General features: G+C 43.8%; 10 protein-coding genes. 1 reads left to right on the top strand and 9 read right to left on the bottom strand.

The features are described from left to right. Positions 1-6: 6 nt before the first annotated feature. Both HMPREF0106_RS04940 and HMPREF0106_RS04945 read right to left on the bottom strand, forming a co-directional pair. On the bottom strand, positions 7-1,680 hold the full coding sequence (locus HMPREF0106_RS04940; protein ID WP_009040823.1) for an OmpP1/FadL family transporter: 1,674 nt from the start codon (positions 1,678-1,680) through the stop codon (positions 7-9). Positions 1,681-1,706: 26 nt separating this feature from the next. Then, positions 1,707-3,035 carry a hypothetical protein gene (locus HMPREF0106_RS04945; protein ID WP_009040822.1) on the bottom strand — a complete coding sequence of 443 codons (1,329 nt, stop codon included), beginning with the start codon at positions 3,033-3,035 and terminating at the stop codon, positions 1,707-1,709. Positions 3,036-3,260: 225 nt separating this feature from the next. Between HMPREF0106_RS04945 and prmA the strand changes: the two genes are divergently transcribed. After that, positions 3,261-4,109 carry a 50S ribosomal protein L11 methyltransferase gene (gene prmA / locus HMPREF0106_RS04950; protein ID WP_009040821.1) on the top strand — a complete coding sequence of 283 codons (849 nt, stop codon included), beginning with the start codon at positions 3,261-3,263 and terminating at the stop codon, positions 4,107-4,109. Between the two features lie 226 nt (positions 4,110-4,335). Here the strand turns inward: prmA and HMPREF0106_RS04955 are convergent, their stop codons facing one another. The 7 genes from HMPREF0106_RS04955 to HMPREF0106_RS04985 all read right to left on the bottom strand — a co-directional run bounded on the left by HMPREF0106_RS04955 (position 4,336) and on the right by HMPREF0106_RS04985 (position 13,345). Further along, positions 4,336-4,842 carry a flavodoxin gene (locus HMPREF0106_RS04955; protein ID WP_004314967.1) on the bottom strand — a complete coding sequence of 169 codons (507 nt, stop codon included), beginning with the start codon at positions 4,840-4,842 and terminating at the stop codon, positions 4,336-4,338. A 12-nt stretch (positions 4,843-4,854) separates the two neighbouring features. Beyond that, positions 4,855-6,891 carry a thiamine pyrophosphate-dependent enzyme gene (locus HMPREF0106_RS04960; protein WP_009040820.1) on the bottom strand — a complete coding sequence of 679 codons (2,037 nt, stop codon included), beginning with the start codon at positions 6,889-6,891 and terminating at the stop codon, positions 4,855-4,857. Positions 6,892-6,928: 37 nt separating this feature from the next. Next, positions 6,929-8,365, bottom strand: coding sequence for a dihydrolipoamide acetyltransferase family protein (locus HMPREF0106_RS04965; protein WP_009040819.1), 1,437 nt, complete (start codon positions 8,363-8,365; stop codon positions 6,929-6,931). A gap of 108 nt (positions 8,366-8,473) precedes the next feature. Continuing rightward, entirely contained in the window at positions 8,474-9,196 is a 723-nt protein-coding gene (locus HMPREF0106_RS04970) for a biotin/lipoate A/B protein ligase family protein (protein ID WP_009040818.1), read from the bottom strand. A gap of 19 nt (positions 9,197-9,215) precedes the next feature. Then, positions 9,216-10,559, bottom strand: coding sequence for a dihydrolipoyl dehydrogenase (gene lpdA, locus HMPREF0106_RS04975; RefSeq protein ID WP_009040817.1), 1,344 nt, complete (start codon positions 10,557-10,559; stop codon positions 9,216-9,218). 76 nt (positions 10,560-10,635) lie between these two features. Further along, the gene (locus HMPREF0106_RS04980; protein WP_004325606.1) at positions 10,636-11,529 is read right to left on the bottom strand and encodes a glycoside hydrolase family 25 protein; all 894 of its coding nucleotides are present in this window, start codon (positions 11,527-11,529) and stop codon (positions 10,636-10,638) included. A gap of 169 nt (positions 11,530-11,698) precedes the next feature. Beyond that, the gene (locus HMPREF0106_RS04985; RefSeq protein ID WP_004314973.1) at positions 11,699-13,345 is read right to left on the bottom strand and encodes a diphosphate--fructose-6-phosphate 1-phosphotransferase; all 1,647 of its coding nucleotides are present in this window, start codon (positions 13,343-13,345) and stop codon (positions 11,699-11,701) included. Positions 13,346-13,533: the final 188 nt, after the last annotated feature.

The raw sequence follows: 13,533 nt of genomic DNA, 5'->3' as shown, positions 1-13,533 counted from the left end.
TTTAGGTTAGAAACGCATACCTACGGTAAACAACACTTGACTGCGTGTATTCGTAACTTTCGTTGCTTCCGGTGAACCAATGACTGTACTACCATCTTCATCTGTAAATCCATTCACAAACGGATAGAAGTTTTCTTTATATGTAGAGTATTTATAAGCTAAATCAGCATAAAACATTGATCCGCGATAACCAATACCCAATGTATAATTACTCATTGATTTAGAATTGGCAAAGTCTGTATCTGTCTGAATAGAGTTAATAGCCAAATCTTTGAAAGCATCTTGATGGAAAGCCGCAGTACTATAATTATATCCTGCCCTAAAAGCAAACTGTGGAATCACCTTATACTCTAGGCCAAGACGGACTGTACTAACCCCTTTCAACATAGACGTCGTACTATTCTCAAATTCATAAGCAGAAGAATTACCTTCAGTATCTTTAAACTTCATGGAAGAATAATCTTGATACTCATATTCTGCTCCTAAAGCCAAGCTCTTGCCTACCGTATATCCCAAACTTACATTATAAGTCCAAGGAGTCTGAAAATCGAAAGGAAGGATCATATCCCCTTTTCCCGGAAGATTATCCCATGATCTCACGTCATATCCCTTTATTTCTCCAGTTACAACATCCATCACATCCGATATAACTTGTGCACTCGTTTTATAATCCAAACTATAGAATATTGGCGTATGTATAGCTAATCCAACTCGAAAAGGCGAATATTCAAAAGGACGAATAATAGCCCCCAACTTCACGTCAAAGCCAGACCCCTTTATTCTGTTCCAACTCTGCAAATTATATCCTTCATCGTTTCCATAATCCTCATCATAAAAAGTATACTTATTATAATCTACAGAATAAGCACCCAGCGTCACCCCCAAATATACCCGATCATTAAAATTAAACGATACATTAAAATCATATTGATCAATTCCCCCACGTTCTTCCGAACGAAAATTTGCATATCCATTATCTAACATTCCTTCAAAATGTCCAGGAGAGATATAAAGAGGATTACCATTTATATCCTTATACTGTACCTCCTTCCCTTGTTCATCCTTATAGGTATAAGGAATATTGTTTACCCCTCCTGTTTTGTCATGTATTGTAATATCTCTAATCAGCCCAGCATCAGCTCCAAGAATAGAAAGCCACCCAATACCATTATCCGTATAAGGCGAATCTCCCCATTTTTCAATGCCAGCAGCTTGAGATGCCATTAGATAGGTTTGGGAGTAAAGCCCCAAATTACCTTCCATACGCATGTTATTATTAAATGATTTCGCTTTATGATAGTTAAAACCGAAATTCACAAAACGCAGCGGAGTTTCATTACCAATCTTCGAAGAAAATACAAACCCGATGTTATTAAAATCTCCTTTAGTTAAATCGGAATTAAACTTTTTCCCCAAATACTGGCTTTCATTCCCATAAAGAGAAAGCCCAAATGAAGTCATTACATCATTACTGCGATAAAGGCCAATACCTGCCGGATTAGTCCCCATCGTAGATATGTCTCCTCCAAGAGCTCCCATAGCTCCACCCATACCCACAAATCGAGCAGTGCCATTCAAATCTTTTCCTGTTAGTTTGGCACCGTCATATATCGTTTGTGCCATTCCCCAAGGTGCTATCATTAGCATCCCCAGAGCAATTAAAACACTTATCTTTTTCATTCCTGTCAAAACCATTTAATTAATACTTATCTTCTGGCACTGCTACTACGAGAGGAACCTCCACCTGATGATGATCTAGAAGAAGAACCACCGCTCGAATAACTACCCCGAGAGCTACTGCCACCTGACGAAGCTGGAGAATAACTGCGTGAAGAAGAACGAGAAGTGCCATAGGAAGAAGAACGGGTATTACTATTACTTGCTGGAGAATAACTACGCGGTGCTTCTGAACTTCCACGACTATAAGTTGATCTTGCACTACTGCTTCTAGTAGTGGTTCCAGACGAACGCGAATAACCAGAAGAACCAGTCGAACGGGAAGATGAAGAACTTCCGCTACTTCTAGTACTACTTGGACGAGAATAAGTAGCACTGCTACGACTACTTGAGCCACTGCGTTCACCTGAAGTCCGTGTACCCACTACACGTCTGGAAGTAGTTCCCCTACTATAAGTAGAACCAGAAGAACGAACAGAGCTACCTTCTGAACGAACTGCAGAGCCTCCCCGAACAGAAGAACCACTGGAACGAACGGCACTCGAACCATAACGACGAATAGTAGAAGGATTCCTGTAACTGCTTTGTCCGGAAGAACGACGGTTTGTATAGGTAGGACCTGTCCAACGACCGCTTCCACCTCCGCCCCAGCCCCAGCTAGGACCACCATGCCAGTGGTGATGATGTCCCCAATATCCGCCGCCATACCAGCCACCCCAGTAGCCGCCGCCCCAATAACCGGGGTAATATCCCCAAGAGTAATAAGGACGATTCCATCCCCAGCCATAGTTCCATCCCCAGCCGTAAGAGCCATAACGCCAATCCCACCAAAGCGGGTTACTGAACGTCGGGAATGCATAAGCATACATACCATCGGTATATACGTTCCAATCCCATGAGTTCGGACCGTAAACTACATCCCAATACAACGGACTGCTGATACTGATAGCGAAACGCGGATTGCGGAAACGGATGATACGTTCAGCGTATTCATAGTCGTCTTCCGTACCATTGAATTCGCCCGTCACCCATTCTCCGTCCAAATCCGGATTAGATTTTTCTTTTATATATAAGGTATCATTATCCATTACGAATTCATTTTCACGTGCATCGTAACGGCGGTTATATTCATCCACATCCCGTGTTCTTCCCTTACGGTCCTGAACAACCACTGTAGTACCCGGTGAAGTATAGATGTTAGTCGTCACCTGTTTCTTCGGTTCCTTCTTAACCGGAGTTTCTTTCTTCTCCTGTTTGTCTTTGGAAGGTACGAAGTAAAGGTCGTCATCAACGCTTTGTGCAAAGATACCTATCGGAAGGCACAAGGCAAATAGCAAGAAATAAACAATCTTTTTCATATCATCTCGGTTTATGTAATTACTTAAACTTATTCACGTTACAAAGATAAGGAAGAGATTTTTCGTCCGGGGGAGATTTTCCCCAAAGGATAATAGGGAAATCCCTATTTCTAACTATCTTTGTAGAAGATACAACGCTCACCGGCATAAAGTTCAGGCAAACTTGACTTTCTATACCCGGATTGCTGTATCTTTGCACATTATTCACCAGCATTAAAAACAACTATGAAGTATTTTGAGTTCACATTCCGCACCCAGCCTTGTACCGAAACCGTCAATGACGTACTAGCTGCCATACTGGGTGAAGTCGGATTTGAAAGTTTTGTTGAGTGTGAAGGCGGACTGACCGCATATATCCAACAGACATTGTGTGATGAAAACGCCATCAAGATTGCCATCAACGAGTTCCCCCTACCCGATACGGATATTACTTATACATATACCGAAGCGGAAGACAAGGACTGGAACGAGGAATGGGAAAAGAATTTCTTCCAACCCATCATTATCGGAAACCGATGTGTGATCCACAGCACTTTCCACCAAGATGTCCCCAAAGCGGAATATGACATCGTCATCAATCCTCAAATGGCCTTCGGAACAGGACACCACGAAACTACCAGCCTCATCATTGAAGAATTATTGGACAGCGAACTGAAAGATAAATCCCTGCTCGATATGGGCTGCGGAACTTCGATTCTTGCCATCCTCGCACGTATGCGGGGCGCACGCCCCTGTACAGCCATCGACATTGATGAATGGTGCGTACGAAACTCCATCGAAAACATCGAATTGAACCACGTAGACGATATTGCCGTATCACAAGGAGATGCCTCGTCGCTTGCAGGAAAAGGACCTTTCGACGTTATCATCGCCAACATCAACCGGAATATATTACTGAATGACATGAAGCAATATGTTGCCTGTATGCATACGAATTCTGAACTCTATATGAGTGGATTTTATATAGACGACATTGCCGCTATCCGCGAAGAAGCGGAGAAGAACGGACTGACTTTCGTTCATTATAAAGAGAAGAACCGTTGGGCAGAAGTGAAATTTATTTATAAAGGATAAGAGCCAACAAATATCTTTAAAAGAGAAAGCTCCCTTATCATTAAAAGATATAAGAAAGCAAGCAAAAATCGCAGTCGATATACGCTATAAACAAGCGTAAGACTCCAGATTAATGCAGAAAAAAAATAGTGACGGTATACGCGTGGGATAGTGACGCTATCCATAGCATATACCGTCACTATTTGCATCGGATAGCGTCACTATCTTATAAAGAGAAATAAAGTCGTTACGCGAACTCTTTTTTGACCTGTTGGCACCATGCTTTGATTTTCTTTTCCGCCTGTTCGGACTGATTATCCAAATCGACAACCAACCCGCACCACTGCTCGCCACGTAAAGCCTTAGAACGTTCGAAAGTGTAACCTTCGGAAGAAGTAAAACCGACCAAGGTAGCCTCATCCCCTTCAAAGACTTCTGCCAGCAGACCAATTCCATCTGCAAAATTTTCCGGATAACGTATCTGATCTCCCAAACCGAAGATAGCAACCTTCTTACCTTTCAATTTCATTGTCCGGAGTTCCGGCAACAGTTCGTCCCAATAAGTAGGAAGTTCCCCGTCAAACCAAGTGGAAGCACCCACAATGAAGCAGTCATAAGCTGCAAAATCATTCTGCCAGGCCTGCTCGATAGGCACTACTTCTATCTTGTCTTCACCAAACTCTTTCTGTATTTTCTCTGCCACCCAACTCGTTCTTTCGGCTTTGGTAGCATAAAACAAACCTATCTTTTTCATAATTCTTCTCTTTTAATATTCCAATAATTTCCGTGCAGCTTCGTATATCTTAGCTTCGTCCGGCAAAATTTCTTTTTCCAGTATCGGATTGAAACCGACGGGAGTAAACGTAGAACCGACACGCTGCACCGGTCCGTCGAGATAACGGAACATTTCCTCACCAATCATTGCTGCAAGCTCCGCACCGAAACCGGAGAATACTTTATCTTCATGTACAACCAATGCTTTGCTGGTCTTCTTGACCGATTCAAAGATTGCCTCTTTATCCAACGGAATCAGAGAACGAATATCGATCACTTCTACTTTCCAACCACCCTCTTTCTTCAATCGTTCGGCGGCATGCAGACAGAAATGGGTCGTATTTCCGTATGTGATAATACTCAAGTCCGTACCCTCACGGCGAATACGTGCTTTTCCGAAAGGTACTTCAAAGTCTTCCGGCACCACAGTAGCAGCTTCTACCGAATTATACAATGCTTTCGGTTCAAGAAACAAAGTAAATCCCTTAGAGCGCATACTAGTACGTAACAATCCGGCTGCATCATCTGCAAAAGAAGGGCAGACAATTCGTGCTCCCGGCAATGTAGTCAAAGCTCCTTCTATATTTTGAGAGTGATACAACCCTCCACCAATATAACCTCCGGAAGCCAACCGCAGCGTTATATTCGGGGCAAACTTACCATTGCTGCGCCAATACTCATGCGTACATTCTACATATTGTTCTACGGCAGGCCAGAAGTAATCAGCAAACTCCGCTCCCTCTATCACGACATGGATTTTAGGATCAAAGCGGCTCATTCCGTTGGCGGTGCCTACAATATAATCTTCGGCAATCGGCGCACTGAACACACGGGCTTCGCCGAATTCCTGCTGCATCCCTTTGGTGACATTAAACACACCGCCTTTCTCTCTGTTTGCTACGTCCTGTCCCCAGATAAACGTATCGGGATTATAGCGGAATTCGGCTTTCAATGTCTCGTTAATGGCATTTACCAGGAAGGTCTTTTCGCCCTCTGCTTCATGAGTACCTTCTTTGTACTTCTGGGGTTGATAAGGTTCGGGCATCACAAAATCGTAGATACTCTTAGGATCAGGATCGGGAGCAGCCAACGCTTTTCGGTTGGCAGCCGACAGTTCTTTCTTTGCGTCAGCTTCGATCTGCTGCAATTCTTCCTCCGTCAGGCGTTTGTAACGCAACAACATCCGGCGGAATTTCATCAGCGGATCGGCATCTTTTACGTATTCCAGTTCGTTCTCATCCCGGTACAGGGTATGTTTATCCGAGTTGGAATGGGAACCGATACGAACACAGTTTGCCTGCACAATCACCGGGTTACGGGTTTCCCTTGCATATTCGTGAGCTTCGGTCATGGCATTCATCGAGTCGAACACATCTTTTCCATTGCAATAGATGATTTTCAGGTTCTTGAAACCGGAGAAGTTCTCGGCTACTTTGCGGTTGGCTGTCTGTTCCGATTTAGGGACAGAGATTCCATATCCGTTGTCCTGTATCACAAAAATGACAGGAAGACGTTCAAGGCTGGCGCCATTGATAGCCTCATATACAAATCCTTCGGAAGTAGCAGATTCTCCGTGAGAAGTGATGGCGACTCCTTTGTGTCCATAATATACCATCGCTCTGGCTACACCGGCCGCATGAAGGTCATGCGTTCCCGTAGCGGAAGAGATATTTTCGATGTGCCATTCCGGTTTGGCGAAATGGTTCGACATGTGACGTCCGCCGCTGCCCGGGTCTGTCGCTTTCGAGATACCATTCAGGATGATTTCTTCCGGAGTCATTCCGGCAGAAAGTACAGTCAGCATATCGCGGTAGTAAGGAAACAGGAAGTCTTCGCCCAAAGTGAATACCTGACCGATGGCAAGCTGAATACCATCATGCCCCGCGTAAGGAGCATGATAAGACCAACCCAAAGATTGTAGCAGGTATGACGGTGCTTTTTCATCCAAAGCACGCCCCAATGTCATCAGATGATACCACTTTTTCAGGGTTTCTACATCTGTCGTTTTTATATCATATTTCTTTTTCATAGTGAATGAAGTTCTTAATGAGTGAAACAATCAGTTATCAGCCTTGCCAGTTTTCGAGGTAGTCGGCTATAAAGTGGAGGAAGTTACCTCCCAACATTCCGTCTACTACCCGATGGTCGTAAGACAAAGACAGATACATTTTATGGCGGATGGCAATCGTATCGCCTTCCGGTGTTTCTATCACAGCAGGTTTCTTTTCAATACATCCTACTCCCAAAATAGCAACCTGCGGCTGATTAATTATCGGTGTACCGAACAGGCTCTTGAACGTTCCGAAATTGGTAATGGTAAATGTACCGCCATCAATATCTTCCGGCATTAATTTATTATCCCTTGCTTTCAGGGCTAAAGAGTCAATGGCAACTGCCAGGCCATTCAGATTCAAACGATCGGCGTCATGCACCACAGGAACAATCAGATTTCCATCATTCAGAGAGACAGCAATACCTACATTGATATGTTTCTTAAAGAGGATATTATATCCGTCTACTGACACATTCACTTGAGGATAGGCTGCCAATGCTTTCGCTACGGCCTCGGTTATCACAGGCATATAAGTCAACTTCACTCCTTCGCGACGGAAGAAAGCATCTTTGTTCTTTTCACGCCAACGCACCAGCTTGGTGACGTCTACTTCTACCACATTAGTTACATGAGGAGATACTTTCTTAGACATAACCATGTGGTCGGCAATAATTCGGCGGACACGATCCATCTCTTTCACTTCAACTCCAGGCATGGCAACAGGAGCAGACGATTTGGATGAAGTAGCAGCCGACTGTGCAGCAGGGGCAGATGCAACCGGAGACGTTTTCGGAGTTATCGGTTCGGGAGCAACAGCCACCGATGGTTTGCTTGCAGCCGGAGCAGCAACAGCAGAGGCCGGTTTCGGTTCAGCCATATCGCCTCTTTTCTTCTTTTCAATATAGTCTTTTATATCTTTCTTACTCAACCGCCCTTCATAACCCGTACCTTGTATAGCATCCAACTCTTCTTTCGGAATCTTAGCCTCCCGCGCCAACTGAATCACAACAGGAGAATACCAACGTTCTTCCTCAACAGCAACGGGCTTCGATGTATCAACGGGGGTTGATGCAGTATTCACTGATTGATTCTTAGCAATGTCTGCAGCTAATTGTGATGTTCCGGAAACATCAGCGGCAACCTGACTGGCATCAGCTCCTTCATTTGTGGCACCTTCGCTTGCCGGCTCCGTACCGGATGATTCTTCGCCATCCAAATCAATAATAGCGACGACTGTTCCTACAGCTACCGTGTCACCTTCCTTATATAAAATCTCCACCACTTTTCCCGCTACGGGAGAAGAGATTTCCGCACTTACTTTAGCAGTATTCACTTCAAAAAGCACATCGTCTTCCTGAATCATGTCACCCACCTTTACAGACCAAGAGACAATGGTCCCTTCGGTTATACTCTCGCCCAACTTAGGCATTTTTATTTCGAATTTTGACATAGACAGTAATTTTATTATTCAACCTTAGATATATTACAACAATGGGCTGAAATAGAAAGTTTTAAGTTAAGTAAATTTTAACCGGAGGCCAATCGGTACAACCAAGCATCAACGGCTATATATCCACTCTTTCTGAATATATTTCTCTTCCCGGAGCTGATTGACAGCTTCTATCTCCTCCTTAGTGAAAGCACTGACAGATTGCGACTTACTGAAATACTGAAAAGCCTTTTCTTTGAAATCAGTGACAGTCCCCGCCGGCAAATGCCTGCGAATATTAGTTACCTCACTCCGAACGGAAGGAACAGCATATACAGACGATAACGTTTCATCATCGGCCATCGGTTCCGGATTCAATGCTTGATGCAACGCTGTAAGGTCCGTATCATACAATAGCGTGCAATGATACAATACCCGATCCTTGTACAAGCATTGCGCACTTCCTGATATTTTCAATCCATTCAGATAAATCCCCAATCGTTCGCCTCCTGTTGCCATCAGTCCCATAGAGTTCAGGAAATCCAACGTCCGCTGCAAATACGTGACAAACTCCGGCAAGCGGGGAGTCGTTTCTATAAAAGTCAGATTGACATTGCCCAAATCATGGTACACTGCTCCCCCACCGGAAAAACGACGGGCAATATGTACCTGCTCCCGTTCCGCCCATTCCTGATCGACTTCCAACCGTAACCGTTGATGTTTCCCTATTACCACAGAAGGAGTGTCCTGCCAAAGCATGAAAATGTCTTCATTTCCCTGCTTCAACAGATATTCTTCTGCAGCCAAGTGAAAGTAAATATCAGAAAACGGACTATAGATACATCGAATCATAGGTCAGACAGAATAAGAGTTAAAACATAATCTCGTGATAAATCTCTCCGACCGTAGGATGCGGGAATACAGTCTTCTGAAATTCTTCCACCGTATAGCCTCTCTGAATAGCAATACCTGCGATCACAATGAGTTCCGACGCCGGATTTCCCAACATGTGGCAACCGATGATCTTCCCTTCTTCATCCTGAATCAGTTTACAAAGGCCGTTTCCCTGTTCATTCTCGGCTACGAACCGACCGGAATAAGCCATCGGTAATTTGGATACACGGTAAGAAAGTCCTGATTTTATCAGTTCTTCTTCTGTCTTTCCCACTCCTGCCACTTCGGGATTGGTATAAACAACTCCCGGAACACAATCGTAATTCATCCGGTCTTCCACTCCCAAGATATGATTGATAGCAACTTCCGCTTCACGAATAGCGGTATGTGCCAATAAAGAATAACCTGTAATATCCCCACAAGCATATACACGGGGATGCGAAGTCAACAGATGTTCATCTACTTTGACCCCGTTCCGATGCAATTCTATATTCAGCTTGTCCAGCCCCACTCTGGATAAATTTGCCTTACGACCTACACTAAGCAAGATTTTCTCCGCTTCAATAGTGGAAGCTTTGCCTTCTTTTTCTATCACGACTCCATGAGCGTTCACTTCCACTACTTTCGTATTCAAATAGAAAGTGACTCCCCGTTTGGCATATTCGGCACGAAGCATGCCGCTCGTTTCCTTATCCATCGCTCCCAAAATCTCCGGCATCATTTCTACCACATGCACCTTTACTCCCATACTGTTGAAGAAAGAAGCAAATTCCATCCCGATCACTCCACCGCCAATAATAACCAGCGTCTTGGGAAGTTCTTTTATCTCCAACGCCTCCTTGGAGGTCCAATAACTGACTCCCGACAATCCCGGTATGGGAGGAATCACTGTATCGGAGCCGGTACATACCAGCAAGTATTTCACGGAATAGTTTTCTCCATCACAGGTGATGCGAATCATCCCCTCTTTCTCTCCCTCTATAAAAGCTTCTTTCTCCACGATCGTCACTCCGTAAGAATTCACAGTCATCTTCACGCCACCCGTCAACATTTTCACTGTTTTGTCTTTGCGGCTCATAATCTTGGACAAATCGAACGAAGGAGATTCGGCAGAAACGCCATATTTGGAAGCACTTTTGATGCTATCCAGTATTTTAGCAGAATATAACAAAGTTTTAGTAGGAATACACCCCTCATTGAGACACACTCCACCCATTGCCTTTTTCTCAAAAAGAACGGCTTTTAATCCGTTGGCCCCTGCACGTTCGGCAGCTGTGTACCCGGCAGGACCACCACCAATAATAGCTATATCAAAGTTCATAATCGTATCTTTTTTTATAATAATACGATTATAACAAATGAGAGAAGAGATAAGTTGTTGGGAAAAGAAATACCTGTTACTTAATTGTCAGCTTTTTAAGTTCCTCTAACGAGCCATTGAACACGTTCAGGTCTACGTCTTCTTTGATACCGGGAACACTTCCTACATCAGTATGTTGCCAAAAGTCCCATTTTCCCTGATACTTTACAGAGTCAACATAATAATGGGCAATCCAGTAAGGGTATGTATTGAAGATGGAATCGTCCAGATAACGGGTTTTAAATTTATAAGAAGTATAAAGAATAGGTTTCACTCCATAATGAGATTCCACCCGGTCCAGCCAGCGTTTAATGCCTTGCTGCAATTCCTTTTTTTCCTTCCGCCCGGTCACTTCCACATCAAGTACGGGAGGTAAATCACCCGTGTCCAGTTTCACCGTACGAATAAAGAAGTCCGCCTGTTTCAAAGCATCCGTACCAGGAATATAAAAATGATAAGCACCACGGATAAATCCATGGTTACGGGCATTGGCGAAGTTCGCCTCAAAGGTGGTATCGTTATGATCTCCTCCTTCTGTAGCTTTCATAAAAACGAAATGCAAAGGAGTAGCCGTCTCTTTATTCTGCAACAGTCTTTTCCAGTCAATCTTTCCCTGATAATGAGAAATGTCAATACCATGAATATCATATCCGTCAGGGATACAAACTCCGTATTCCTTTAAACCATGACAAGGTTTCCATCGATAAGCATAAGGACGGATAAAGAAATAGTAGAATACAACGGAAAAACAACCGATAATCACCACAGCCAAAATGTTACGAATCCAGACAGGCATCACAGTTCGATGCTTCATCTGTTCCTTTTTTGAGGTACGGGAAGTTTTGGAAGAAGAGGTCGTTCCCTTTTTCTTGGTAGTGGAAACGGTTCTTTTCTTCTGTACGGCAGACATCGGGTTGTTGCGTTGCGGCATTTACTTTAAACGATCAATGTTTTTAGAGATAGGCACGGATTACGCGAATTAACACGGTTTTTTAGTTATTTCTTATAAACCGTGTAGTCCGTGTAATCCGTGCCTGAAAGAATCTTTCATTGCAGCTGTTATTGCAACTGTTACATCAACAACTGCCTCTGAAGTGTATTTATTTAGCTTGTTCCAGCTGCAAAGTCTTAGTTGCCTGGTCGCAAACCTCTGTAGGACCGAAGTACTGGATCGGACCCGGATATACATAATCCGTTTCGATAGCCCAACGATCACGTTGCGCAGCAAATGCCTTGAAAGGAGCGCCATCCAGTTTCACCAATGCTTTCTGGATAACCGGTTTCATTTCACCGTGGCGACGTTCCATGTTCATCATCATAGTGATAGGCACACCACCTGCGATCCATTCGGCAGCAGGAGCAGTTGTGTTGCGTACAGAAGACATATAACCAGTCTTACCGTTAGCAATCAACATAGAAGCTGTGTAACCCAAAGAGTAGCAATAGTCAGCGTCAAAGTTTGATGGAGCAGCACAACGTCCTTCATAACCGAAGAAGTGGTGTTGAGCAGCAAATTTACCAACATACTTGCCTGCTTCTTTCCATGAAGCCAATTTGGTAGCTACCATTTCAGACAACAGCTTTTCTGTTTCGATCAGTGATACCTGAACGTTTCCGTGCGGGTCACGATCCAAAGTCAGCTGGCGGGCAACGCCTTCCGGCAGACTTGCATAGATAGCAGAGTTTTCCGGAGAAAGTTTGCGGATGATATAATCACGTTGGTGAGATTTCTTAATCTGACCGAATTCTTCAGCATTAGCAGCCAGGAAGTCGTTCAATTCAGCAATCAGGCGTTTCATGGCAGGAATGAATTCTACCAATCCTTCCGGAATCAATACAGTACCGAAGTTGTTTCCCTGTGCAGCACGGTCAGCTACCACTTTAGCGATGTAAGTCACTACATCGTCCAAAGACATATCTTTAGCTTCTACTTCTTCAGAAACGATACATACGTTAGGCTGTACCTGTAAAGCACATTCCAGTGCGATGTGAGAAGCCGAACGACCCATCAACTTGATGAAGTGCCAGTATTTACGTGCAGAGTTACAGTCACGTTGGATGTTACCGATTACTTCCGCATAAGTCTTACATGCTGTATCGAAACCGAAAGAAGTTTCAATCATATCGTTCTTCAAGTCACCGTCGATTGTTTTCGGGCAACCGATTACCTGTACACCGTAGTTCTTAGCTGCATAGTATTCAGCCAATACACAAGCGTTTGTGTTAGAGTCGTCACCACCAATGATAACCAATGCTTTGATGCCAAGTTCTTTGATGATTTCATATCCCTTTTCGAATTGGCTTTCTGCTTCCAGCTTCGTACGTCCGGAACCGATGATATCGAAACCACCAGTGTTACGGTATTCGTCGATAATATCAGCAGTCAGTTCCATATAATTGTGATCTACCAGACCACCAGGACCTAGAATAAAACCATATAATTTGTTTTCCGGGTTCAATTTCTTGATACCGTCGAACAAACCGGAGATTACATTGTGTCCGCCCGGAGCCTGACCACCGGAAAGAATTACACCTACGTTCATAGCGGGAAGAGCAACAGCTTCACCAGCTTCGAATGTAATCAACGGCATTCCATACGTGTTCGGGAATAATGCTTTGATAGCTTCCTGATCGGCTACAGATTGAGTAGCAGCACCTGCTACAGCCTTAACAGCTCCTGATGCCAATGCTTTCGGAAGTTTGGGCTGGTAAGCAGCCCTTGCGATTTGCAATGCACTTTTAGTCATTTTCTTTAATTTTTTATTTAAAGGTGTTAGTAAGTTTCTTGTCAAACTTGAAAAGCGTTGCAAATTTCGCACTTTTTTCCGAATTATGAAAATTCTTCTGTTGTTGTTTTTAAGACAAAAAGAAGAAGAAAGAAAAATTAAGGCTACCTCCCGGTGTGGGAGATAGCCTTTACGTTTTCTTCAATGAG

This window comes from Bacteroides sp. D22 (assembly GCF_000163675.1).
Lineage (GTDB): Bacteria > Bacteroidota > Bacteroidia > Bacteroidales > Bacteroidaceae > Bacteroides > Bacteroides xylanisolvens.
Note: the sequence above shows the minus strand (reverse complement) of the source record. Positions and strands in the feature narration are given on the sequence as shown.